The sequence below is a fragment of the Colwellia sp. BRX10-1 genome (assembly GCF_014077545.1).
Lineage (GTDB): Bacteria > Pseudomonadota > Gammaproteobacteria > Enterobacterales > Alteromonadaceae > Colwellia_A.
In genome coordinates, this window is sequence record NZ_JACGWC010000006.1 from 152,423 (window position 1) to 177,029 (window position 24,607).

General features: G+C 38.0%; 21 protein-coding genes. 15 read left to right on the plus strand and 6 right to left on the minus strand.

Annotation, left to right across the window (positions count from 1 at the left end; genetic code table 11):
* Positions 1-19: 19 nt before the first annotated feature.
* The 4 genes from H4J75_RS07685 (at position 20) to H4J75_RS07700 (ending at position 3,000) form a co-directional block, all read left to right on the plus strand.
* Positions 20-580: a hypothetical protein gene (locus H4J75_RS07685; RefSeq protein ID WP_182213626.1), complete on the plus strand. Its 561-nt coding sequence runs from the start codon at positions 20-22 to the stop codon at positions 578-580.
* 147 nt (positions 581-727) lie between these two features.
* Positions 728-1,180: a DUF2141 domain-containing protein gene (locus tag H4J75_RS07690; RefSeq protein WP_182221790.1), complete on the plus strand. Its 453-nt coding sequence runs from the start codon at positions 728-730 to the stop codon at positions 1,178-1,180.
* Between the two features lie 73 nt (positions 1,181-1,253).
* Positions 1,254-2,384, plus strand: coding sequence for a sensor histidine kinase (locus H4J75_RS07695; RefSeq protein ID WP_182221791.1), 1,131 nt, complete (start codon positions 1,254-1,256; stop codon positions 2,382-2,384).
* Entirely contained in the window at positions 2,377-3,000 is a 624-nt protein-coding gene (locus H4J75_RS07700; protein ID WP_182213621.1) for a response regulator transcription factor, read from the plus strand. Before H4J75_RS07695 ends, H4J75_RS07700 begins: the two co-directional genes overlap by 8 nt.
* Positions 3,001-3,027: 27 nt before the next feature.
* Here H4J75_RS07700 and H4J75_RS07705 read toward each other — a convergent pair whose 3' ends face one another.
* The gene (locus tag H4J75_RS07705) at positions 3,028-3,879 is read right to left on the minus strand and encodes an HDOD domain-containing protein (RefSeq protein WP_182221792.1); all 852 of its coding nucleotides are present in this window, start codon (positions 3,877-3,879) and stop codon (positions 3,028-3,030) included.
* 203 nt (positions 3,880-4,082) lie between these two features.
* Here H4J75_RS07705 and H4J75_RS07710 point away from each other — a divergent pair, with 203 nt between their 5' ends.
* Positions 4,083-5,186 carry a YCF48-related protein gene (locus tag H4J75_RS07710; RefSeq protein WP_182213618.1) on the plus strand — a complete coding sequence of 368 codons (1,104 nt, stop codon included), beginning with the start codon at positions 4,083-4,085 and terminating at the stop codon, positions 5,184-5,186.
* A gap of 232 nt (positions 5,187-5,418) precedes the next feature.
* On the opposite strand, the gene H4J75_RS07715 is transcribed toward H4J75_RS07710, so the two are convergent.
* Complete coding sequence (locus H4J75_RS07715; RefSeq protein WP_182213617.1) at positions 5,419-6,435, minus strand: LacI family DNA-binding transcriptional regulator; 1,017 nt, start codon at positions 6,433-6,435, stop codon at positions 5,419-5,421.
* A 219-nt stretch (positions 6,436-6,654) separates the two neighbouring features.
* Between H4J75_RS07715 and pgi the strand changes: the two genes are divergently transcribed.
* The 10 genes from pgi to H4J75_RS07765 all read left to right on the plus strand — a co-directional run bounded on the left by pgi (position 6,655) and on the right by H4J75_RS07765 (position 22,284).
* A complete protein-coding gene (gene pgi / locus H4J75_RS07720) occupies positions 6,655-8,295 on the plus strand; it encodes a glucose-6-phosphate isomerase (protein ID WP_182221793.1) in 1,641 nt (546 codons plus the stop codon).
* 434 nt (positions 8,296-8,729) lie between these two features.
* Entirely contained in the window at positions 8,730-11,279 is a 2,550-nt protein-coding gene (locus H4J75_RS07725; protein ID WP_182213613.1) for a TonB-dependent receptor, read from the plus strand.
* A gap of 146 nt (positions 11,280-11,425) precedes the next feature.
* Positions 11,426-12,997: a tryptophan halogenase family protein gene (locus H4J75_RS07730; protein ID WP_182221794.1), complete on the plus strand. Its 1,572-nt coding sequence runs from the start codon at positions 11,426-11,428 to the stop codon at positions 12,995-12,997.
* 12 nt (positions 12,998-13,009) lie between these two features.
* Entirely contained in the window at positions 13,010-14,563 is a 1,554-nt protein-coding gene (locus tag H4J75_RS07735; RefSeq protein WP_083278020.1) for a tryptophan halogenase family protein, read from the plus strand.
* A gap of 39 nt (positions 14,564-14,602) precedes the next feature.
* Positions 14,603-15,304 carry a SapC family protein gene (locus H4J75_RS07740; RefSeq protein ID WP_182221795.1) on the plus strand — a complete coding sequence of 234 codons (702 nt, stop codon included), beginning with the start codon at positions 14,603-14,605 and terminating at the stop codon, positions 15,302-15,304.
* A 90-nt stretch (positions 15,305-15,394) separates the two neighbouring features.
* On the plus strand, positions 15,395-18,052 hold the full coding sequence (locus tag H4J75_RS07745) for a family 20 glycosylhydrolase (RefSeq protein ID WP_182213610.1): 2,658 nt from the start codon (positions 15,395-15,397) through the stop codon (positions 18,050-18,052).
* A gap of 219 nt (positions 18,053-18,271) precedes the next feature.
* Entirely contained in the window at positions 18,272-19,165 is an 894-nt protein-coding gene (gene nagK, locus H4J75_RS07750) for an N-acetylglucosamine kinase (protein ID WP_182213608.1), read from the plus strand.
* Between the two features lie 44 nt (positions 19,166-19,209).
* Positions 19,210-20,343 carry an N-acetylglucosamine-6-phosphate deacetylase gene (gene nagA, locus H4J75_RS07755; RefSeq protein WP_182221796.1) on the plus strand — a complete coding sequence of 378 codons (1,134 nt, stop codon included), beginning with the start codon at positions 19,210-19,212 and terminating at the stop codon, positions 20,341-20,343.
* A 64-nt stretch (positions 20,344-20,407) separates the two neighbouring features.
* Positions 20,408-21,700, plus strand: coding sequence for an N-acetylglucosamine MFS transporter NagP (gene nagP / locus H4J75_RS07760; protein ID WP_070377171.1), 1,293 nt, complete (start codon positions 20,408-20,410; stop codon positions 21,698-21,700).
* 362 nt (positions 21,701-22,062) lie between these two features.
* A complete protein-coding gene (locus tag H4J75_RS07765; protein ID WP_070375825.1) occupies positions 22,063-22,284 on the plus strand; it encodes a TIGR02922 family protein in 222 nt (73 codons plus the stop codon).
* Between the two features lie 90 nt (positions 22,285-22,374).
* On the opposite strand, the gene ccmE is transcribed toward H4J75_RS07765, so the two are convergent.
* Genes ccmE through ccmB form a run of 4 tightly spaced genes read right to left on the minus strand, consistent with a single transcriptional unit; the run spans position 22,375 to position 24,600 of the window.
* Positions 22,375-22,890: a cytochrome c maturation protein CcmE gene (gene ccmE / locus H4J75_RS07770; protein WP_070375826.1), complete on the minus strand. Its 516-nt coding sequence runs from the start codon at positions 22,888-22,890 to the stop codon at positions 22,375-22,377.
* Positions 22,887-23,162: a heme exporter protein CcmD gene (gene ccmD, locus H4J75_RS07775; RefSeq protein WP_182218286.1), complete on the minus strand. Its 276-nt coding sequence runs from the start codon at positions 23,160-23,162 to the stop codon at positions 22,887-22,889. The genes ccmE and ccmD overlap by 4 nt, the downstream gene beginning before the upstream one ends.
* Positions 23,162-23,908, minus strand: coding sequence for a heme ABC transporter permease (locus tag H4J75_RS07780; protein ID WP_182221797.1), 747 nt, complete (start codon positions 23,906-23,908; stop codon positions 23,162-23,164). The genes ccmD and H4J75_RS07780 overlap by 1 nt, the downstream gene beginning before the upstream one ends.
* The gene (gene ccmB / locus H4J75_RS07785; protein WP_070375829.1) at positions 23,908-24,600 is read right to left on the minus strand and encodes a heme exporter protein CcmB; all 693 of its coding nucleotides are present in this window, start codon (positions 24,598-24,600) and stop codon (positions 23,908-23,910) included. Before ccmB ends, H4J75_RS07780 begins: the two co-directional genes overlap by 1 nt.
* Positions 24,601-24,607 lie beyond the last annotated feature (7 nt).

Below are 24,607 nucleotides of genomic sequence, written 5' to 3' on the forward strand. Positions count from 1 at the left end.
CAACGACAAGGCAGCCCGTATGTTAAATAAACTCAGTGCTTTATTACAATTTCTCCCACTTTCACTTTTTTCAATGATTGGTTTTTGGCAAACCGAAACATCCAATGAAAGCTGGTTATTGGCTTTTAAAATAGCTGCATTGGTGGGGATTTGTCAGTTAGTATTAATCAGTAAACTTAAAATAGTGATGAGCCGTTTAATACTATCAGCGAATATTTATTTGATTTTAGGTGGTTTAGCGGCATTTTTTCAACAATGGTGGTATTTATCGTTTTATAGCATGTTGCAAGAGTCGGCCATTTTTATTGTGATGATTGTTGTTGGTATTACCACCATGCTCTTTTCAAATCATGGTTTTGTTGGGATCAACAAAACACAGATCAAAGAAACTAAAGATCGGATAAACATTAATAAAAAATCAGCTTACTTATTTATCGCCGTACTGATATCGCTCGTTCTATCTTGGTTGTTTAAAGGTAATATCGCACTCTCTGTTATCGCACCTATTGTGATTCTCGCACTCTTTCAACGTTACCTTGTTCATCTTCATAACCAACAATATTCTTATAATGTCCTTTAACCTTTAGGTGCCAGAAGTCATGTTTTACTGCTGTGAAAATGATGACTTTTGGCACCTGTTTAACAAAAGCTTTAGCTTTACACTGATCATGAATTAATAAACAAATTTACTTATCCTCTTTCAATTTATATAAATAAAGGAATCATTATGATTTTTAAAAAATTAATCTCTTTGTCAGTAACCAGTTTAGCGCTTTCTGTAATAAGTGCATTATCGATGATTTTATTATTAAGCCAGCATGCCGTTGCCGCTGACTTAACGGTCAATATCAGTGATATTGAGCAAGGGAAAGGTCACCTTTTAATCGCTTTATATGCCTCAGAAGAAGATTATAAGATAGATAAAGCTAGTTTTTATGCAAAAGTTAAAGCTAAAAATGGCAAGGAAATCGCTATTTTTGAAAATGTACCTGATGGCGACTATGCGATAAAAATGTATCAAGACGAAAACGACAATAACAAAATGGATTTTAATATGATGGGGATCCCAAAAGAAGGCTATGGCTTTAGTAATAATGTCGGCATGTTTGGTGCGCCGAAATATAAAGAAGCTAAATTTATGGTGAAAGAAAACACAGCAATTACGATTGATTTGTTTTAAAATCATATGATTATGAAGTTTTAAATGTGCATGTTAACGGTTCAGACTGCACATTTTATCTAGGTATTTATTTATGTTGAAGTCACCATTACCAGAGCACTTACGCAAAGACTGGCTACTACATTTTTCTGGCTTTATTACTTGGTCAGTTATTTGCTATTTGTCTTTAGTCAATCTTGATTTTGGTCAGACGTTTGTATTGAAATTGTTGGCATTTATTATTTTTTATCTTTCATTTGCATGGATTATTTTTTCTGATAAAAGGGCAGAGTCGAAGATAAATAAACGACTGCTGGTGGTTGAAGTAGTTACGGTATTATTGTTAATTTCATCAGATACTTATAATGTTGCCGCTATTTTGTTAGTGTTGATTGCGACGCAGTTACCATCAATGTTTACCCGAAAAAAAGCATTGTTGTTGATGTTTTTTATTACAGTCGCTCATTTTACTATTGTTTATGATGGCAGTTTTATTTCTGGATTTTTTCAGGTCATTATCTATTTTATGCTACAAGTTTTTGGTTTCTCTGCCATAGAAACAATCTTGCGTGAAGCAAAAGCTAAAGAAGAGTTAGCGGCTATTAATCAAGAGTTGTTAGCAACACGATTTATGCTGAAAGCTTCATCGAAAAAGCAAGAAAGATTACGAATATCTCGAGACTTACATGATGCTATTGGTCATCAGCTAACGGCGTTGTCTTTGAATTTAGAGGTCGCTAAACATAAAGTTTCCGAAGAATTTAAACCCTTACTGCAAGAAAACTTACAACTGGCTAAAACACTGCTAAGCAACGTTCGACAAGTGGTAAAAGAAATGCGTGAAGAAGAACAAATAGATCTTGTTTCGTCGCTTGAAAACCTCATTAATCAATTGCCTAATTGTCAGTTAACTGTGAAATCATCCATTGATATTAATTCACTGCAACTAAAGCAACAGCTGATGTTTTGTTTACAAGAAGGTGTGAGTAATGCGCTTCGACATGGCAAAGCGAACCTATTTACTTTAGCCTGTGAAAAAATGGGCAATAGCTTAGTCATTAACTTGTCTGACAATGGCACGGTTACCAACAAGAATAACGAAAACTTTGGCAGTGGTTTAGCTGGCATGAATGAACGATTGATTGATTTTTCTGGCAAGGTAGATCTTATTGTAAATGACAGTGGTTTCACCTTAAAAATACAAGTAGAGGATTGTTATGATTAATGTTGCGCTTGTTGATGACCAACAGTTAGTTCGACAGGGAATTGCAGGGTTACTTTCGTTAAGTGACGATATAAGTATTATTTGGCAGGCCGAAAACGGCGAACACGCTCAACAAATGTTGGCCAGTGAACCAACGCCTGATGTGTTGTTACTCGACATTAGAATGCCAAAAGTGAATGGTATTGAGTTAGTTAAAATTCTAAGAAGCCAAGGCAGTACCTTGCCTATTTTAATGTTAACAACTTTTGATGATAGCGAACTGTTTATGCAAAGCTTACAAGCAGGTGCTAATGGTTTTTTACTTAAAGATGTTTCCTTAGATAAACTCGTTAATGGCGTTAAAACACTGGCCAATGGTGGTTTTGTGGCTGAGCCCGTGGTGATGAAACAATTAAATAAAGGCTTGAATGAATCTAAAGTTATTGAAGCCTTGTCTGAAAAAGAACAACAGATTTTAAAGTTGGTGGCGGGTGGTTTCTCTAATAAAGAAATTGCTAGTAGTATTTTTCTTGCTGAGGGCACAATTAAAAATCATGTATCAACAATATTATCAAAACTTAATACCCGAGACAGAACACGGGCGGTATTGATTGCACTTAACCAAGGGCTTATTTGACAAACTTATTTAAGGTAGCTTCAAGGGTTAATCAGCTTTTACATCGAATGATTCGCTGTCTTCAAGATAATCTTGATAGTTGTCTTCATCAATGTCGAGTAAGGTGAAAATCATCTCTTGCAAATAAGGCCAGTCAGCAGAATCTCGACAGTGCTTATGATTGTGTACTAGGTTTTCTGCCAGTTTTAATATTGCATAGTAAACTTCTTGACCACGTGGATTATTCATTTTGAGAAAATCACGGTCGTGATGTATTAAAATTAATTCGCAAATATCTTTAGGTAATCGCCAAGAAGAGGCAACGTAATAGCCAATGGTTGCGTGGTTTACACCATAAGCCTGGTCTTCAGTGATGGGGAGTGTTTTATCTGGGGTGCTGTAAGCAAGTTGGTAAGTATCGCTGTAGTCACTATACTTCATTGCCATAATGGGAATGCCGCAATCATGAAATAAACCAAGAGAAAAGAGCTTATCTTTTGAGGTTTTTTCTTTAATCGTTTTGCCAATATGAACACAAGTGTTGGCAATATGTGTGGCACTGTCCCAAAACTCTTCTAAAGCGATACTACAATCTTGTTGGTCAAAACTACGTTTAATCAAGGTGTTGGTTACTAATGAGTTTATTCCCTGCAAACCGATATAACGTACTGATTTGTGAATGTCAGATATTGAGCGCGACAATCCATAAAGGGGCGAGTTAATGGTTTTCAGAATAATTGAAGCGACACCGACATCTTGTGAAATAATATCGGCTAACGCATTTACGTCTGGCTCGTCTTCGGCCATTATTTTTTGTAGTTTAATTAATAAACTTGGCTGAGCCGGAATAGAAAATCCACGGCGTATATCAGCGAGTACTTTATCATCAACTTCTAGCATAAGAATTTACTGTTTTATTAATCAATTAAGTATTATCACGGCTATTTTTATTATTCTACTATCGCTGAAGTTGGCGGTATTTACAACTTAATGACTGACAATTTTGTTGCTTTGTCTCTTTGTCAGTGTTTGATGTTTATCACTTGTTAAATATTTGAAAATATTGAATAGTAGCGCTATGTTCACTTAAAATAATAATTATCATGCTATCAATTCTTTCAATATTACCAGAAGTTAAAGTAAGCACTCGCTTAATTCGTATCTTAAAATCTCTTAGTATCACGACTGTCTTTTACTCGGTAATTGCCAGTAGCACTACTATCGTTGATTTGCCGTCTTGGCAACATACGGTGCTGCCAGGTTCACCTTCTTTGCGCGGAAGTGCTGTTATCGATAATTCATTGTGGGTTAGTGGTAGTAATAAGACTGTTTTTGTTAGTCAAGATGGAGGTAAAACTTGGTTGGATAAATCAGTAGATAGCCCTATAAAAACAGGTTTTCGCGATATTGCCTTATTCGATAAGCATACCGCTATTGTTATGGGGGTTGGCAGTGGAGAACAATCTGTACTTTACAAAACCATTGATGGTGGCGATAGCTGGCAGTTACTTTATCAAAATGAAGATAAAGATGGCTTTTTTGACTCCATCGCTTTTTGGGATGGTGATAATGGTTTGTTGATGGGAGATCCTGTCGATGGCTTTTATGTTATAAAAAAAACCAGTGATGGTGGCAAAACGTGGCGCCGTATCGAGCAGAGTAATATCCCGAAATTTGTTGAAAAAGAAGCCGCTTTTGCGGCCAGTGGTAATACCTTAATTGTTGGTGACAAAGGTAAAGCTTGGCTTACTACGGGTGGATTTTCAGCATCAGTTTATAGCAGCGTCGATTTTGGTGAAACATGGCAACGTGATCGTGTGCCACTGTACTCTAAAACACAAACCGCCGGCGGTTATGGTTTAGCATTAAATGCCAAGCAACAACTTTTTGTTGTTGGCGGAGACTATGAACAGCGTCCTGCAAGTTACCCTAATATGGCAACTTTTACCGATAACCAATGGCAGTCAGTCAATGCTGGGCAATATGGCTTGCGCTCAGCAATGAGTTGTCAGGGAAATATTTGTCTTGCTACAGGAAAAACCAGTAGTGATATTTCGCTTAACGCAGGAAAAACGTGGCAAGTACTAGCAAACCCACAAGGTAAAAAAGACGATAAAGGCTTCTATACCCTTGCGAGCGATAAGATGATGTTTTTGGCGGCAGGCGCGGAGGGTAAAGTTGGCGTTTATTCATTTAGACAAAAGTAATATTTCATACTTGCTTATCAACATAGGCTGCAAGTGATAATCAAACTAAACTTTATCGTTAAAGCGTTACGCTAGTCGATAAAGTTTAGTGTTTTCTGACAATTAACTCTGTTTAGCGGTTGAATCACGGACAATCAACCTTGGTGTGTAATGATGAACACTGTCCGTTGAAAGGCCGGTTTGTTGTGGGTTATATATTGCGCTAAGATTTAACTCAATGAGCAATTATCAATTAGCTATGTTTACCGGTTGAATCACGGACAATCAATCTTGGTGTGTAATGATGAACACTATTTTGAGGGGTTTGTTTACGCGATTTTGCAATCAATAAGTTGGCTGCATCTTCAGCGATTTTTTGGTTCGGCTGATTTGCTGTCGTTAAACGTGGCCATGTTTGGCGAGAGAAGGGCGAGTTTTCAAAACCAGCAATAGAAAGTTGATCAGGTATTGATATCCCCATTAACCGAGCGGCAAACAAAGCACCCGCCGCAATTTCATCGTTACATGAGAAAATAGCAGTTGGGCGAATATCTTCAGACATTAATTGCTTTGCGCCAAGTACGCCAGATTCAAAAGAATACTCGCCATTAATAATTAACCGCTCATCAAGTGCAATGCCATTGTCAGACAAGGCTTGTTTATAACCTCTTAAACGTTCAACAGTTGACATATGTGCTGCTTCACCGGCAATAAAACCAATGTGTTTGTGGCCTAAATCAATGAGGTGTTGAGTAATACTTACCGAAGCCGCATGGTCATTTACCATAATGCAGGGGGCTAATTCATCGGGTGCTACATCGCCAGACATTATCCGAACAACATCAACATTTAGGTCGATAATTTTTTGGACAAATTCAGGCATTTCAGAAAAAGGTGGAGTGAGCACTAAACCAGCGACTCGTGTCTTTCTAACCATGTCGGCAATTTCATCAAGTACATGTACTGATTTTGCTTGGCAAGGATGAATAAGTAATTCAAAACCTTGTTGTTTACAAGCCGCTAAAATACCATTTTGCATATCAATGACATAATATGCGTTAGGGTTATCATAGATAAAAGCAATGCTGTATGCCTTAGTACCCGCTAAGTTTCGTGCCGCTAAGTTGGGCTGATAATGTAAATCATTTACGGCTTCCATGACTTTATCTCGAGTCAATTGTCGTACAGATGATTCATTGTTCATTACTCTTGAAACGGTTTTTATCGAAACACCCGCTTGTTTGGCAACATCGTTTATTGTAGCTTTCATCGGTTAAAACAGCCTTGTGTATTATTCTTGTTATGTAACCCTACTGCAGCGCAACAGAATATTGTTTCTTTGGCACGGCGGCAACTACTTATTTTAAAATAACTCAAACCTTTATACTAATCTATAGAAATAAAGGATAAAAATTCAAATTGACAGCGCTGTCATTATCAAATATGGTACAACATTGAAGGGTTAAATTAATGCACTATAGGAATATTTATGTCAAGTCGTCAAACACTCAGTAGTTGGAAAAAGCTGACTCAGCTTGCTCAACAGAAACAATCTCAGCACATGAATGATCTGTTTGCTCAAGACAGTGAACGCTTTGACAAGTTTTCTATAGAGTTACCTAGATTACTGTTAGATTATTCAAAGAACCTCATTGATACTGAAACAATGGATACACTGTTCAATCTGGCTAGTGAATGTAAAGTCGTTGAATGGCGCGAAAAAATGTTTATTGGTGCAAAAATCAATAAAACAGAAGACCGTGCTGTTCTTCACACAGCTTTACGCCGTAAAAGCAAAGAGCCTCTCATTGTTGATGGTGAGAATGTCACCACCAGCGTTCAAGTACAGTTACAGAAAATGGAAGCTTTTGTTAATCATGTTCGTGAAGGTAAGTGGTTAGGTTATTCAGGAAAGCGTATTACTGATGTGGTTAATATTGGTGTTGGTGGTTCCAACCTTGGTCCACAGATGGTCACCGAGGCGTTAAAACACTACAGTGATAAAAGCATTAATGTTCATTATGTTTCTAATGTAGATGGCGCGCAAATCGTAGAAATACTTCGTCCGCTTGACCCAGAAAGAGTGCTATTTATTGTTTCCAGTAAAACCTTTACCACGACCGAAACTATGACAAATGCTAAAACAGCAATAAGGTGGCTTACCGCATCGTCGTTTGATGATAATGCGGTCGGTAAACACTTTGTTGCAGTAACAGCGAATAAAGAAAATGCCATGGGGTTTGGCATTAAAGAAGAAAACATCTTCGGGATGTGGGATTGGGTCGGAGGGCGCTTCTCATTATGGTCAGCAATCGGTTTAGCAATAGCGTTAGATCTGGGCTTTGATAAATTTATAGAATTGCTTGATGGCGCTAATGAAATGGACGAACACTTTCAAAGTGCACCACTAGAAAAAAATATGCCGGCAATAATGGCTTTACTCAGCGTTTGGAATACCACTTTTCTAGGAGCTAGATCTCAAGCGATCCTTCCTTACGATCAAACCTTACATATGCTCTCTGCTTATTTACAACAAGCTGAAATGGAGAGTAATGGTAAATCTGTTTCGTGGAATGGCGATGAAGTTGACTATGCCACCGTACCTTCTATATGGGGTGAACTGGGTATTAATGGTCAACATGCCTTTTATCAGTACCTGCATCAAAGTAATAATGTTGTACCAGCTGATTTTATTGGTTCGGTTGCCAGTGTTACGCCGGTGTCTGGTCATCACGAAACGTTAATGTCGAACTTTTTTGCACAGACACAAGCATTAATGACCGGCGTCAATGAAAAGCAAGTTCGTGCTGATTTAAAAGCAAAAGGACGGACAGCTGATTACATCGATAAGGTGGCTCCTCATAAAGTGCACAAAGGGAATCGTCCAACCAACACTATTCTTTTAAAACGTATAGATCCTAAGACGTTAGGCAACTTAATTGCACTCTATGAACATAAAATATTTGTGCAGGGTATTGTGCTGCAAATATGCTCTTTTGACCAATGGGGCGTTGAATTAGGCAAGGGCTTAGCAGAAAGTATTCATAAAGAGCTGCAAAGCGGTAATGTTTCGCCGAGTCATGATTGCTCTACGCTTAACTTGATGAACTATTATAATAAAGCTAAATAAGCTTTAATTTTACTTTAAAACGCTGATAAATTGTCAGCGTTTCTATTTTTGAAACAATGAAAATTAATAAAATTACCTTTTTAGACTTCATTAATGACATTAAATTATAGTATTCACTAAAGTAATTCTTTATTCATTAAACGTTACTTTAAATGAATAAAGCAGTGCTAAAAACGTATAATAATTGCTTGTGTGTACGAAAATAATACAGGGTGTTTACAAAAAAACTAAAATAAAACTCTATTGTTTACAGTTCGTTGCATTAAAGGTGCTGATTAAATCGTAATCAAGTGTAGCCAGATGGTCATTTATTGTGTAATGTTTTACCCGACCTATGACAACGCTGTCATGAATTAAAAAGACAGCGCTGTCTTTGATAGGGTTATAAAAACATAACTATTATATTTAAAAAAAACGTGTGTAAGGGAAAGTCGATGTCAATTCAAAAATTTAAAAAAGGCATGTTAGCGAGTTCAATCGCTCTAGTGCTAGCGGGCGGTGCTACACCATTCGCAATGGCTGCTGAAGAAGTTAAAGCTGCCGAGCAAGAAACTGAAGTAATTGAAGTTCGCGGTATTCGTGGTTCTTTGAAACAAGCATTAAATCAAAAGAGATTTTCTAACGCGGTTGTTGATTCAATTTCTGCAGAAGATATTGGTAAATTTCCCGATAGAAACATTGCAGAGTCACTACAAAGAATACCTGGCGTAACGATTGCCAGAAGTTTTGCTGGTGAAGGTGGTGATGTTTCTATCCGCGGTACTAACTCAGAATTAACCCAAATCAGTATGAATGGTAACTATGTTGCTTCAACAGGATGGTTTTCACAAGCAGCAGCAAAGCGTTCTTTTGATATGGATTTATTACCACCAGAACTTGTCGCTGGTGTTGATGTTTATAAATCGCCAACAGCAAGCCTTGATGAAGGTGGTGTTGGTGGTACTGTCGTTGTGCGCACTCGTAAGCCTTTAGAACTAGACTCTAACACCTTGTTTTTATCTGCTGAATACCAAGATAACAGCCTTTCTGACGAAAATGGTCAAGGCTTAACGGGCATGTATAGCTGGAAAAACGATCAAGAAAACTTTGGTGTTTTAGCGAGTTTATCTACGCTAGAAACTGTTGGGCGTGCGCACAAAGCAGAAAACTATATGGATGATGGTTGGGCGGGTGCAGGTATTTCAGAATTCGCGCAAACTCGTGAACGTGATGCGGTTGATCTAACTGTTCAGTATTCACCCTCTGAAGATTTATCAATGAATGTGCATTACTTTCAAGTTGATCTTGATTCTGCTAACAGTAACCAAAACTATTTAATTATTGCGGGTACAGATCCAACCGGCTTTAATGACCAAGTTACTGGAGCGACTAAATTCTCTCCGACTAATGGTTTTGCGCTAAATGGTAACTATTCTGGTGCGCCACTTGATGATCAGAATACCCGTAATGCTGAAATGGATACCGAAGTCATCGCATTTGAAGTTGATTATACGGCTGATACCTATTCAATTAATGCCAAAGTTGGTTCTACTGAAGCAACAGGTGGTGACGGTGGTAACTACAATGCTGGTTGGGTTTCAAGTAACAGTAATACCTCTATTGATTTCGATATGAGTGGCGATAATGCGATGTTGCTTTCTCCTAATGGTACAGATCCAAGCAACCATTCTGAATACATTTTAAGTAGTGGTGCTGTTACTGCTGGCTATCGTAAAGACGAAGAGACTTTCGCACAGTTTGATGTTGATTTTAACGTTGAGTGGGGCCCAATTTCTAACTTTAAAACCGGTGTTAAGTTACGAGATCATCAATTTACAAGTTACTCAGATGCATGGACGTTTGATGATAGCTTGACTACAGGTATCACTAAAGCCACATTTGCGGATGGTCATTTTAATCACTCTGGTGCAGGGTTACTTTCGGGTACTCCAACAAACATTGCGCGTGCAGATGGTGCACAATTAAGAGCGCATTATGATGCTCACAAAACGGGTTCATCATTAAACACAAACAGTTACGGTGTTATTAAAGAAGATATTTTTGCTTTATACGGACAAGCTGATTTTAGTGGCGATAATTATCGCGGTAATTTCGGTTTACGCTATGTGGCTACTGATACCTCTGCTGATTATTACGGTTATGTAGATACCGCTACAATCGTTACAGAAGACAGTGATTACTCAGATTGGTTACCTAGTTTTAACTTAGCACTAAATCTTCATGAAGATGTCATATTACGTTTGTCTGCTGCTAAAGTAATGAGTCGTCCTAATTATTCGTTCTTAAATCCAGCGGCTAGCGTTAACGAGACTACTCGAAGCATTGCTCGTGGTAGTATTGCGCTTGACCCATATCGTGCCAACCAATATGACATTGGTTTAGAATGGTACTTTAACGAAGAATCTTTATTATCAGCAACCTTGTTCTCTAAAGATATTCGTTCTTTTATTATTAACGGTGCTAACGAGTCTACTGTTGATGTCAATGGGGTAGATTATATTCTACGTGAACCCGGTCAAGGTTTAGGTGGTGAACTTCAAGGTATAGAAGGTCAATACCAACAGCAAATGGGTGAGTTTGGCTGGTCAGCTAACATTACTTATACTGAAGGCTTTGGTTTACAGAATTTAGGCGCTGATGGCGGGGGTATTGTTGAAAGACCATTACCAGGGATGTCTAAACTTAGTTATAACTTAAGTGCCTACTATGAAACTGACCTTATTTCAGCTCGAGTTGCTTACACCTACCGTGACGAATTTATCGCTCCGTCTACCGGTATCGGTGGTAACACTGCGTGGGATGCCCATGGTTTTTTTGACGCGAATGTTACTTGGCATGCCACTGAAAACTTAGATGTAAGTGTTGAAGGTTCTAACTTATTCGAAGAAACGACTACTCAACGATTTGGTGAGGGTTTCACCGCTATGCGTTTAGCGGCAGATAATGGTCGCAACGTATTCTTAAAAGTATCTTACCGCTTATAACGGGTAATTTGTTTCGATGAGAGGATAGGTTTTACTTCCTTTCATCGTTATTCTAGGCTTAGTATATATTTTTCCTAAATATCTATTGAGCCTCAATTTTATACATGAACTCCTTTCAACCCTTCATTACATGATGAGCTTTCACAATGACTACAGTTAATAATGATATTTTAATTATTGGCGGCGGAACCGCTGGTTGGTTAAGTGCTGCTATTTTGGCTAAAAGCTTAAATTGCAAAGCAGAAAATGGCATAAAGGTCACTGTCGTTGAATCACCAGATATTCCTATTATTGGTGTTGGAGAGGGGACATGGCCTAATTTAAGAGCTACATTACATAAAATAGGCGTGAGTGAAACTGACTTTATTCGTGAGTGTGATGCAACCTTCAAGCAAGGAGCTGAATTTATAAATTGGGCTACAACACCTAAACAGAATGAAAAATCAAGTTATTACCATCCACTTGGCACGGTAAGTCACTCTTCTTATGACTTTAATTTAGCTCCCTATTGGTTGTTAAAAAATAAAACGACTAGATTACCTTATGACCAAGCAGTAGCTTCTCAGGCAAGAATTTGTGACCAAGGTTTAGCGCCTAAGCAAATCGTTATGCCCGAATACAGTGCTGCTCAAGAATACGCATACCATTTAAATGCCAATAAATTTTCTAACTTTTTAAAAAAACATTGTATTGATAATTTAGGGGTGAAATTTGTTAGTGCTAATGTGACGAACATCGTCTTGGATGAAAATGACTTTATCACACATGTTGAAACAGATTATTGTGAAGAAAAGCAAATATCCGCAGATTTTTTTATTGATTGTAGTGGCTCTAAAGGGCTTATTATTAAGCAAACTTATAATATTGAATGGCATGATATTAGCGATGTTCTTTTTAATGATACGGCTTTTGCTGTTCAAGTTCCTTATGCAGATAAAAAGCAACCAATCAAAACACACACCTTATCGACAGCACAAGAAGCTGGATGGATTTGGGATATTGGCCTACAAGAAAGGCGCGGCGTAGGTCATGTTTTTAGTAGCAAATATATTAGTGATGAAAAAGCTAAACAACAGCTCATCGACTATATTGGCGAAGATTATACCGACGATCTGGTTATTCGAAAAATTCCAATAAAGCTCGGCTACCACCAGAAATTTTGGCATAAAAATAGTGTTGCCATTGGCATGTCTGCAGGTTTTGTTGAACCACTAGAAGCCTCCGCTATTTATTTGTTTGATGCGGCAGCTACCATGATTGCAGCGCAATTTCCTCGTGACAAAAAGCAAATGCTTTATGCGGAGCAACAGTTTAATCAAAACTTTAAAATTCGTATGGAACGAACGGTTGAATTTATTAAGTTACATTATTGCATTTCAGCGCGCAGAGATTCGCAATATTGGATTGATAATTGTGAGCCAACCACAATACCAAATAAGTTAAAACAAAGACTCGAATTCTGGAAAAATCAACCACCGACAAAGTTCGACTTTGACCATGCATGGGAACCCTTTAACTTAGACAGTTATTTGTATGTATTGTATGGCATGCATTATCAAACAGATTTATCAGGCAATCTTTCGGCTTATCCAGATGTTAAAAAAGCTGAAAAATTATTTTCTAATGTTGATCGACAAAGTGAATTATTGAAAAATCAATTACCCAAACAACGCGATCTCATTGAAAAAGTAAAAGAATTTGGATTTAACAAAGTATAAAGGTGTTATTGAATGGATGATGGAATGATTAATCAAGTTGTTATTGTTGGGGGAGGCACTGCTGGCTGGCTAACAGCGGCTAAACTTGCAAAGCATCTTGGCTCGAATAAGTCAGATGCAGTGCAGGTTACTCTTATTGAATCACCTGATATTCCAACCGTGGGCGTCGGTGAAGGTACGTGGCCAACCATGCGAAAAACATTGGCTGATTTAGATATCGAAGAACATGACTTTATTAATTATTGTAATGCCTCTTTTAAGCAGGCAACAAAATTTGTTAATTGGCGAACGCCTGCTAAAAATGGTCAAGACTCTGTTTATTATCACTTGTTTAGTTCTGTTGCCCATGCAGATGAATTTAATCTCAGTCCTTATTGGTCTTTGTCAGATCAGCAAATAGATTACGCTAATTTTGTTAGCCCTCAGGCGCTTATTTGTGAAGGTGGTTTAGCACCAAAAACAATAGCTAATAGAGGTTACGATGGTTTATTAAATTATGCTTATCATTTAGATGCAGGCAAATTTGCTGATTTTTTAAAAAAGATAAGCTGCGAACGTTTCGGTGTTAAGCATTTAGCGGCAAATGTATTATCCGCAAATTTGAATGCTTTAGGTGAAATATCCTCTATTGAGACAAAAGAGTTAGGGCGTATTGAAGGTGATTTTTTCGTAGATTGTACGGGGGGGCGCTGCTTATTGTTAGGTGAAGCTTTAGGGGTCGGGTTTACGCCAATTAATGACGTTTTATTTACCGATAATGCGATAGCGATACAAGTACCTTATCAAAATGAAGAGGATGCTATAAGTAGTTCTACTATTTCAACAGCACATTCTGCGGGTTGGACATGGGACATAGGGTTGTCAAATAGGCGTGGTACTGGCTATGTTTATTGTTCTGATTTTGTCAGTCATGATCAAGCAGAGCAAACATTACGTGATTATATTGGTCCACAAGCAGAACAACTGTCAGCGCGAAGGTTAAAAATCTCATCAGGGTATAGAAACAAATTTTGGGAAAAAAACTGTGTGGCAGTAGGCATGTCTGCCGCTTTTGTTGAGCCCTTAGAGGCTTCAGCTATTTTTCTTATTGAGGCTTCAGCCAATATGCTGTGTGAATTATTTCCTCGTAATAAGCGACAATTACCTGCAGTTGAAAAAACATTTAATGACTCATTTCACTACCGTTGGAAAAGGACGATAGACTTTATTAAGTTACATTATTTTTTATCTCAACGACAAGAAAGTTTTTGGTTAGAAAATAAGTCTCTAAATTCCGTACCAGAAAGTTTATTAGAACAACTCGATAATTGGAAACATCGTCCGGTGAGTAAATATGATTTTCAAAATACCTTTGAACCTTTTATTCAAGACAGCTACCAATATGTTTTGCACGGCATGGGCTACGTACAAGCATTAGAATATAACGCTTCAACGTTTAATGAACATCGTATGCTTGAAAGCATTTTAAAGAAAAATGCTAAATTAAAACAACAGCTACAAAATAATCTGCCAACCAATAGAGACTTACTGAATAAGGTAAGGGCTTTTGGTTTTCAAAAAATATAAAAATATAAAAATATAAAATAAATATTACTGGAGAAATACATGGCTAACTTATCGCCACTCAATAAAAGTCAGCATCAAGCACTGAAAGTAAAAGTAGACCCTAGTTATGCACATAGTGCTAATAGCCATGTTACCCCTATTTCCGTTTTTGAATTGCCGCAAGTTCAGGCGGAATATCCTATTGTTTTTATTAAGGATGCAGAAACAGGACGTTTCCACTTAGTTGCGTTACTTGGCTTAAAGCCGCAGGAAAATTTGTTTCATAAAAAAGAGGGCTGGAATGCTTTATATGTTCCTCAGCATTTGACTAACTTCCCTTTTGTATTATCGTCGTCTGTTGAACAACCTAATAATTTTGTTGTGGGTATTGATTTAGACAGTCAAACGGTATCAGAGAGCGATGGCGAAGCATTGTTTACTGATACGGGTGAGCAAACAAAGTATTTAGTACAAGTCACAGAAAATCTTGCTCGAGCTAATTCACAGCTTAATGCAACGCAACTTTTTATCAATACAATGGTAGATAAAAGTTTACTCTCTTCTCAATCATTAACGATTAAACCTATTAACGCTAAAGAGTTCACGGTAACGGGGTTATATTCCATCGATGAAGAAGCCTTTAAAGATTTAAATGATGCAGACTACCAAGAATTAAAAGACAAAGGGTTTCTTGCTGCGATATATAGTTGTTTGTTTTCTACCCAGCGGATCGCGAAGTTAATTAGCCTTAGCGAAAACTAAACATCAATATCGACTAATTACAATGGAGCCTGAACCCCGAAGAAGTTTTGGCATTCTATTGATTAACCTAAACTTGTGAGTAAGAAAAACATGAACAGACAACTCATTGTCTTATTTTTGGTAACGAGCATAAATTTATTCGGCTGTGAAAAATCACCAACTCATTCCGCTACGACCAATGACAAGACCCAGCAAGATGTATTACTTAAACGCTTAGTTAAAGCGACTCAAACTGATATTGACAAGATTGCTGAAACGCTCAATGTTAAGTATAAAGTATTGACCAATATACCCAGTGATAAGTGTGATATAAATATCGCCGACGGTAATTGCTTTGAAGTTGAGCTAAGTTTCACCGCGACTCAATCTATAACTAGTAATGATTGGCATATTCACTTTAGCCAAATTGCGCCTATTCAATCCTTTGAAAGTGATGAATTTTTTGTTGTTCATATTAATGGCGATTTACATAAAATATTGTTGAATGATAAGTTTAAAGGCTTTACTGCAGGTGAAACCAAAACCTTATTGTTTAGAGCTATGTTTTGGTCGTTGTCTGAAACAGATGCTTTACCTAACTATATTGTCAGTTCAAATAATTTACAGCCACGCGTTATAGCCAGTACCAAGCCATATTCAAACAGTGAAACAGGATTAGAAGTACTCCCTTATGTGGTGCCGTTCACTGATGTTGAAAAGCAGTTTAAACGCACCGCCCAAGATTCTACTCAGTGGCTTGATGCGGCAAGTTTATATCAAAGAAATACTCAATTAGGTGAGCAAAAGCTCGATGTGAGCAAGGTGATTATACCTACGCCGAAGTCGGTTATTTATAGTAAGAATAATGCTCAGCTTAGTCTTACTTCTGGTATTCATCTTGATTATGGCAATGTCGACAAAGATGATGTTATCGTAGCCATTACTCGCTTAGACACCTTAGGTATTGCTAATAATACTCAAGGCAAGCCTGTCACGTTAAGGCTGCTTGAAGACAACAGCAAAATGATTGGCAGTTACCAATTAGACATCACCACAACAGATATTAAGATCACAGGTGTTGACGGCGCTGGTGTTTTTAATGGCTTGCAATCACTATCAAGCTTAATCACCTTAGGTTCAACGCAAGTACCTGTGTTAACGGTTAATGATGAACCTCATTATGAGTTTCGCGGTTTGTTAATTGATGTTGCGCGTAACTTTCACGATAAGACGTTTATTTTAACCCTGCTTGATCAAATGGCAGCTTATAAACTTAATAAGCTACATTTACACTTAGGTGATGATGAAGGCTGGCGATTAGAAATCCCCTCGCTCCCCGAGTTAACCGAAGTGAGTAGCAGGCGCTGTTTTGATTTAAACGATAAAAATTGTTTATTACCACAACTGGGCGCGGGTATTGACCCTAAAAGTGAAGTCAATGGCTATTATTCTGTGGCTGACTATCAAGAGATATTACAAGCAGCAACGGCTCGCCATATTCAAGTGATCCCCTCTTTAGATATGCCAGGGCATTCACGTGCTGCAATTAAAGCGATGGCAGCGCGTACCAAGAAATACGCCATAGCTGAGCAAGATGACAAAGCAAAACAGTTTATCCTCCATGATGCTAATGACCCAACGGTCTATTCATCCGTGCAATTTTACAATGATAATACCATCAACGTTTGTTTAGAGTCTTCTTACGATTTTGTGACTGAAGTGATGACTCAAGTTAAGAAAATTCATGCTGATGGTGGTCAACCGTTAACGCGTTATCACATTGGCGCAGATGAAACTGCGGGCGCTTGGATAGAGTCTCAAGCCTGTAAAGACTTTATTGCCAATAACGATAAAGGTGTTAAAAAAATGAGTGAACTTGGTGCTTATTTTATTGAGCGTGTTGCTGGTATTTTATCAGCATTAGACATAGAAACCGCAGGTTGGAGCGATGGTATGGAGCATACCCGCAAAGAGAATATGCCGGCTATTGTTCAGTCGAACGCTTGGGATACGTTAGCGTGGGGAGGTCATAACAAAACCCATCAATTAGTCAATAGAGATTGGCAAGTTGTGCTGTCATCACCTGATGTACTTTATTTTGATTTCCCTTATGAAGCTGATCCCAAAGAACATGGTTATTATTGGGCCTCTCGCCACACTAACACCGAAAAAGTCTTTCAATTCATACCCGACAATTTACCTATTCATGCGGAGTTTTGGTTGGACCGTCAAGACAATCCTTATCAAGCCGATGATAGCCAAACCCCGATGAAGTTAGGTAATCGTTTCCTCGGTATCCAAGGGCAGTTATGGAGTGAAAATACTCGTACTGACCATACGGCGCAATATAAATTATTTCCACGACTGTTTGCTTTAGCCGAGCGTGCATGGCACTTAGCTGATTGGGCAGTTCCTTATAATTATCAGGGGGCTAAATACAGTCAGGCAACTAAATTTTTTACTGCAGAGAAAAAAGCCCTGCGCGATCAACAGTGGCAATTATTTGCGAATACTATCGGTCAAAAAGCCTTAATTAAATTAGAAAATGATAACATTTTTTATCGATTACCTACCGTAGGTGCCATCGTAAAAGAAGGGAAACTTTATGCCAATATTGCTTTTCCTGGTATCGCTATTGAGTATCAAGTATCGGCGGGCAATTGGACTCGTTACCAAGGGCCAGTAGCTATCGAGGGCACAGTAAACGTTCGCAGCATTAGCTTTGATGGACAACGTAAAGGTCGGGCAGTAACGATTAATAACCACTAATTTATGGTTTACGCTCTTGGCGGGCTAGTTAATAAAGCCCGCTTAATCAGACTATTCATTATTTATTTTGTAATAGAAAAATAAAAAAAGCATTTTTATTAAAAAAACAAATGACAACGCTGTCATTTGTGGTTAAGATAAAATCAGATTACATTTTAGACACTGGCTGTTTATTAAGCATTGTGATTAAAATAATAAATATAGAGACATGAGGTCAACATGCTGAGCAGCAGCGGCAACAACGAAATATTCTTAGGCATAGATGGCGGTGGCAGCAAATGCAAAGCTATCCTAATGTCGAATGATAATAAAATATTAGGTACTGGCATTGCGGGGCCTGCTAACCCGTTGCACGGTTATGAACAAGCTATAAATTCAATTGCTGAGTCGGCTAAATTAGCACTTAAAAATGCCGGAATTGATGAAAGTGAGCTCGGTAATATAATTGCCGGTGTTGGTCTTGCTGGGGTGAATTTACCGGTTTTATTTGAGCAAATGTCAAACTGGCAGCATCCGTTTAAAAAGATGTATCTTGCCACTGATTTACTTATTGCTTGTCTTGGAGCTCACGATGGTAAAGACGGTGCAGTGATGATAACGGGGACTGGTTCATGTGGCTTTTCATATGTTGATGGCCATCCTTATATTGTTGGCGCTCATGGTTTTCCTCATGGGGATAAAGGTAGCGGTGCATGGTTTGGGTTACAGGCAGCAAAACAATCTTTGTTATCACTTGATGGTCTCATTCCTCATTCATCCATTAATGACAAAGTATTAGCGTTATTAAATGTCAAAGATGATGTTGAATTAGTCGAAGTGATTGCTGGTAAGCCAGCCGCTTTTTATGCCCGTATGGCTAATTTGGTTTTTGACTCTGCAGAAGAAGGTGACAAAATTGCGTTAGATATTGTTGCACAAGGCGCTGAATATATTAGCCATGTGGCCAGGCAGTTATTAAAGCAAAATCCACCTGCCATTGCATTAATTGGTGGCTTAACACCAAGAATAAAGCCTTGGTTAGATAAAGATATTAAACGACAACTGATCGAGCCAAAGCATCCACCAGAAGTTGGTTCAGTAATTTACGCTAAACAACAACTTGCTTTACAGTAAAGCCTAGCCAATTAATTGATAGAATTTAAGGAACAAGCATTGCTATGACTATATTTCGTCTTTACGTTAAAAAATTATTTGATGGGCAAAATTTTATTGACCATCAAGTGTTAACGATCACCGATGGAAAAATCACAGCATTTGATAATAATATCTCTGACGTTGATGATGTGCTTGATGGTTTAGTGGTCCCAGGCTTTATTGATCTACAGGTCAACGGAGGTGGAGGTGCACTATTTAACGACTCACCATCATTAAAAAACATTAAAACTATCATGGCCGCTCATGCCAAGTTTGGTACTACAGCGATGTTACCTACCCTTATAACCGATAAAATATCAGTGATGCAACAGGCTGCAGAAGCAATGGCAGAAGCAATGGCAGAAAAAACACCTGGTATTATTGGTATTCACTTTGAAGGCCCACATTTATCTGTTGCTAAAAAAGGTGCACATATCGAAGAGCACATTCGCGCCATTTCACCACAAGAGTGGCAAGTGCTTGAACGTAAAGATATTGGGCAAATACTGGTGACACTTGCCCCTGAAACGGTAAATGTTGATGACATTGCTCGCATGGTTTCGTTGGGTATTAAGGTGTGTTTAGGCCACACCAATGCTGATTTTAACACCGCACAAAAAGCGTTAGAAGCGGGTGCTGACGGATTTACTCATTTGTATAATGCTATGTCGGCAATACAGGGCAGAGAGCCGGGTGTAACGGGTTGTGCTTTGCTCAATGATCAAGCAAGTTGTGGCTTAATTGTTGATGGTCATCATGTTAATTACGAGAGCTGTAAATTAGCGCTGAAAACTAAACCTGCAGGAAGGGTTTTCTTAGTAACTGATGCAATGCCACCGGTAGGTACAAGCGATGTTGAGTTTACTTTAGTTGGTAAAAAAGTGCGGCTTAAAAATGGCAAGTTAACGTCAACAACAGGGGAGTTGGCAGGGTCGGTGCTGAATATGGCGCAAGCAGTAGCTAATACTCATTTAGGCCTGAGGTTACCTTTAGATGAAGCGCTTAGAATGGCCTCAAAATACCCAGCCAATTATATTAAGCAAAGTGATATTCGTGGCAGTTTAACAATAGGTAGTCAAGCTGACTTTGTTGAGCTTAACGATAATTTTACCGTGAAATCGACATGGATCTCTGGGCAAGCTATTTATAGAAACTAACTAACTTAACCTATCATAAAACAATAATAACAAGATAAATATTGAGGAATATATGGAACAGATAATAACAAGTGATAAACCAAAAAGTAATGCACTGCCTATGGCAATTGTCGCGGTACTCTTTTTTATACTAGGCTTTGCGACATGGCTTAATGGGTCATTAATGCCCTACCTTAAACAAATACTCCAGCTGACACCATTTCAAGCATCACTAATATTATTCTCTTTTTACATTGCCGTTACTTTTACTGCACTGCCGTCAGCAACGATTATTCGTAAAGTAGGCTATAAAAATGGTATGGCTTTGGGAATGGCCACCATGATGGTAGCTGGCTTATTATTTATTCCTGCTGCTCAAACCCAAATTTTTGCTTTGTTTTTGTTTGCTCAGTTAGTGATGGGCTCGGGTATTACTTTATTACAAACAGCTGTTAATCCTTATGTTGTCCGTTTAGGACCTGAAGAATCTGCTGCAGCACGTATTAGTGTTATGGGAATTTTAAACAAAGGTGCCGGTGTTATTGCGCCTTTAGTCTTTACCGCCTTAATTTTGAGTGGCTTTGAAGGTCATTCAACCGAAGTACTAACCCAAGCCAGTATTGATGAGATGGCTAACTCGTTGGTACTTCCTTATTTAGGTATGGCGATTTTCATTGGTTTACTCGGTTTTGCTGTTAAAAAATCATCACTTCCAGAATTACCCAGTGAAGATGAGGAAGAAGGAGCAAATAGCAAAGGACATATTAAAGAAGCATTATCTCACCCCAATCTAGCATTAGGTGTATTAACTATCTTTTTCTACGTTGCGGTTGAAGTAATAGCCGGCGACACAATAGGTACGTTTGCCTTGTCTCTAGGCGTTGAAAATTACAGCATAATGACCTCATACACTATGATATGTATGGTGGTAGGTTACATATTAGGTATCTTTTTAATTCCTCGTTTTATTTCTCAACAAAAAGCCTTAACTGTTTCAGCCCTGCTGGGGTTGGTGTTAAGTTTAGGTGTGGTCTTTGGTGACAATAATTCATACGCTATCGCTAATATAATTCTTGTTCCTTTTGGAGGGGCAGAACTACCTGATACCTTGATGCTTATTGCATTGCTTGGTTTAGCTAATGCGATTGTTTGGCCTGCTGTTTTCCCATTAGCACTCTCTGGAATGGGGAAATTAACCAGCGTGGGCTCGGCATTATTAGTTATGGGTATTTCAGGAGGGGCATTTGGTCCACTATTTTGGGGCTTGGCAAGCGGTTCATCACTCGGTCAACAAGGGGGTTATATTGTGATGTTACCTTGTTATTTATTTATTCTATTTTATGCGCTTAAGGGCCATAAAATGAAAAGTTGGAAATAATATAGATTCTCTGGACAGTTTCTAAATATTTTAAAAAATTTATCCACATGGATATCCGATCTCACTAGTTGAGGATGCGTTAAACGATCTAATTTGATCGACCCTGGGTTTTATACTCAGGGTTTTTTTTTACTTAAAATTTACAGCAAGATACAACAATTGCTTAAAGATAACTCCGAGTTAACTTAGTGTTAACTTAACTCATTGATTTAATTGTATAATTAGCTTTGTGTTTTTTGCTGTGTTACTTTGTTTGGATACAAGGTTTACTGATTTTTTATTTTTAGCCATTGCTGAACAATAAAGTTTATAAGTGACTTTAACTTGATAAATTTATAACTCAACAATAATAAGAGTGAATAATGCAAATCTACCAAGAAAAGATAGTAACCTTGATTTATTACAGTGATGATTCCCTAGAACTTTTACATAAGATTGAATCATTTTTACAATCTGCAGAAGGGCGTGTGGTTATTCCTGAAAGCTTTAAGAAAGGTAAGTCGATTATTGCTGTTTGTGAAGGTGAGATTAACATTCTTAATAAAATCGGTGATCGTATTATTTCGGCTTATGATGTTGCTTAGCTAAACGATTAATCGTTTAAATTTTACAATAAAAAACGCTACACCAAGATAAATATAATATTTATCTTGGTGTAGCGTTTTTGTTTTTTACTAGTAGGTTTTCTTTTCTAACTGTTCTTTACTGTAACTGGGTTTTTGATGCTTTTCACCCATGTCATCAGCTAATTCTTTGGGTATGTAGTTCTCGTCATGTTTAGCTAATACTTCAGAGGCTTCAATAAAATTGCCATTAACTAACATACCATTTGCGACTATACCTTGGCCTTCACGAAATAAATCAGGCAGTATGCCGTCATAATGTACTTTAATGACAGGGTCAGAATCATTAAAAACTATTGGCATTCTCATATCTACAAGTTCAAAAGTCACGTCTAAACTTGATGGGTCACGCTTAACACTTCCAGGTACCACTAAACCACCAATGCGAAGACGTTGGCCGTCAATAGGTTTTATGCCGGTATCATCTTTACCCTGATATATTTCAGAGGGTTTATAGAAAAGATCTATATTTTGACTTAATGCATAAAGCACAAATCCAGCAACGACACTTAGGCCGACTAAAATAGATATAACGATGGTTAAACGTTTCTTACGACGTGGATTCATGAAACAACCTTATTAGAGTTTTTGGGTAAATTTTTTAAAACTGCGGTCTTGCTATCAGTTTGCTCTGCTTGCGCTGAATTTTGTTGAGCCGCTTTGCGTAACTTCTTTTCGCGCTGTAAACGAAGTGCTATTTTTTGTTTAACCTTTTTATGGTTGCTAAGACTGCTATAAATTAACGCGGCTAATAAAAAAGCACTAACGCCATAAGATAACCAAACAAAAAAAGCATAACCGCCCATATCAAAAAAGGCTGAAATACTATCAAACTGCATTATTTAATGCCCTCTGCGGTGATCAATTCACGTACCCAAGGACGCATACTATTACGTGCTAATATTTCGGTACGAAAACGGATAGAAATAACAAATGTTACCAACATGGCGATACCTAAAAAGCAGATAACAAATGGCCAGAACATATCCATACTCATTGAGGGAGCACTCATTTTACTTACGGTTGCTCCTTGATGAAGGGTATTCCACCATTCGACAGAATACTTAATAATAGGAATATTGACAACGCCAACGAGTGATAGAATGCCTGCGGCTTTACCTGCAAGGTTTTTATCCTCAAAGGCATTGTGTAAAGCAATAACACCTAAATAGAGAAAAAGTAGCACTAATTCAGACGTTAAGCGCGCATCCCATATCCACCAAGTTCCCCACATAGGTTTACCCCAAGCGGCGCCGGTAAATAATGCTATAGCGGTAATAACAGCTCCCACGGGTGCCATGGCTGCCGCCGATGCATCAGCCAGCCTGAACTGCCAGACTAAACTACAAAAAGCCGCTGATGCCATAGCTAAATATATACTCATTGATAATATAGCTGTTGGCACATGGATATAAAAAATTCTAAAACTGTCACCTTGTTGATAATCAGCTGGCGCAAAAACTAACGCCCAGATAACGCCAATAGTGAGTAAAGTGATCGTAATCTTTGCAATCCAAGGTAATAGTTTACCGACAAAGCGATACGACACTTCAGGATTTGCATAAGGATGTAGCCATTTCCACATTAGTTAGTACTCACTTTTAATGCTGCACTAACAGCAAAAGGGGCTAAGGTTAACGAGCCAAAAAACAATGCGGCAATTATAGCAAGTTGTCCGCTGTAAGGTAAGTTCATTGCCGCAGTATCTATGGCACTAGTCGCAAAAATCAATATTGGAATATAAAGCGGTAAGACTAATAAACTGAGTAATACCCCACCTTTTTTAATACCGACAGTTAATGCAACACCAATAGCACCTAATAAACTGAGCACGGGGGTGCCGAGTAATAACGTTAGCATTAATGCCCCATAGCTATTTTCATTTAAATGTAATAATACGGCAAGTAACGGTGCAATAAAAATAAGGGGTAAGCCAGTAACCAACCAATGCGCAATAATTTTAGCCAGTACTAATATAAATATGGGATGAGGACTCAGCATCATTTGTTCTAAAGAACCATCTTCGTGATCAGATTTAAATAAGCGGTCGAGTGATAATAATGTCGCAAGTAAAGCCGCAACCCAAATAATACCAGGTGCAATACGCGCTAAAGTTGTCGACTCAGGACCAATACCAAGCGGGAATAAAGTCACGACAATGATAAAAAATAGCAGTGGATTAATAATATCGTCGCGATGACGAAAAGCAATTGTAAGATCTCTTTTGATGATTAAGCTAAAAGCGGACGTATATGATAAATTATGAACGGTTGTCATGTTATTA

Bases quoted from the DNA above. Each gene is read 5' to 3' on its own strand.
- H4J75_RS07685 (WP_182213626.1), top strand. From the start codon at position 20: ATGTTAAATAAACTCAGTGCTTTATTACAATTTCTCCCACTTTCACTT.
- H4J75_RS07690 (WP_182221790.1), top strand. From the start codon at position 728: ATGATTTTTAAAAAATTAATCTCTTTGTCAGTAACCAGTTTAGCGCTT.
- H4J75_RS07695 (WP_182221791.1), top strand. From the start codon at position 1,254: ATGTTGAAGTCACCATTACCAGAGCACTTACGCAAAGACTGGCTACTA.
- H4J75_RS07700 (WP_182213621.1), top strand. From the start codon at position 2,377: ATGATTAATGTTGCGCTTGTTGATGACCAACAGTTAGTTCGACAGGGA.
- H4J75_RS07705 (WP_182221792.1), bottom strand. From the start codon at position 3,879: ATGCTAGAAGTTGATGATAAAGTACTCGCTGATATACGCCGTGGATTT.
- H4J75_RS07710 (WP_182213618.1), top strand. From the start codon at position 4,083: ATGCTATCAATTCTTTCAATATTACCAGAAGTTAAAGTAAGCACTCGC.
- H4J75_RS07715 (WP_182213617.1), bottom strand. From the start codon at position 6,435: ATGAAAGCTACAATAAACGATGTTGCCAAACAAGCGGGTGTTTCGATA.
- pgi (WP_182221793.1), top strand. From the start codon at position 6,655: ATGTCAAGTCGTCAAACACTCAGTAGTTGGAAAAAGCTGACTCAGCTT.
- H4J75_RS07725 (WP_182213613.1), top strand. From the start codon at position 8,730: ATGTCAATTCAAAAATTTAAAAAAGGCATGTTAGCGAGTTCAATCGCT.
- H4J75_RS07730 (WP_182221794.1), top strand. From the start codon at position 11,426: ATGACTACAGTTAATAATGATATTTTAATTATTGGCGGCGGAACCGCT.
- H4J75_RS07735 (WP_083278020.1), top strand. From the start codon at position 13,010: ATGGATGATGGAATGATTAATCAAGTTGTTATTGTTGGGGGAGGCACT.
- H4J75_RS07740 (WP_182221795.1), top strand. From the start codon at position 14,603: ATGGCTAACTTATCGCCACTCAATAAAAGTCAGCATCAAGCACTGAAA.
- H4J75_RS07745 (WP_182213610.1), top strand. From the start codon at position 15,395: ATGAACAGACAACTCATTGTCTTATTTTTGGTAACGAGCATAAATTTA.
- nagK (WP_182213608.1), top strand. From the start codon at position 18,272: ATGCTGAGCAGCAGCGGCAACAACGAAATATTCTTAGGCATAGATGGC.
- nagA (WP_182221796.1), top strand. From the start codon at position 19,210: ATGACTATATTTCGTCTTTACGTTAAAAAATTATTTGATGGGCAAAAT.
- H4J75_RS07765 (WP_070375825.1), top strand. From the start codon at position 22,063: ATGCAAATCTACCAAGAAAAGATAGTAACCTTGATTTATTACAGTGAT.
- ccmE (WP_070375826.1), bottom strand. From the start codon at position 22,890: ATGAATCCACGTCGTAAGAAACGTTTAACCATCGTTATATCTATTTTA.
- ccmD (WP_182218286.1), bottom strand. From the start codon at position 23,162: ATGCAGTTTGATAGTATTTCAGCCTTTTTTGATATGGGCGGTTATGCT.
- H4J75_RS07780 (WP_182221797.1), bottom strand. From the start codon at position 23,908: ATGTGGAAATGGCTACATCCTTATGCAAATCCTGAAGTGTCGTATCGC.
- ccmB (WP_070375829.1), bottom strand. From the start codon at position 24,600: ATGACAACCGTTCATAATTTATCATATACGTCCGCTTTTAGCTTAATC.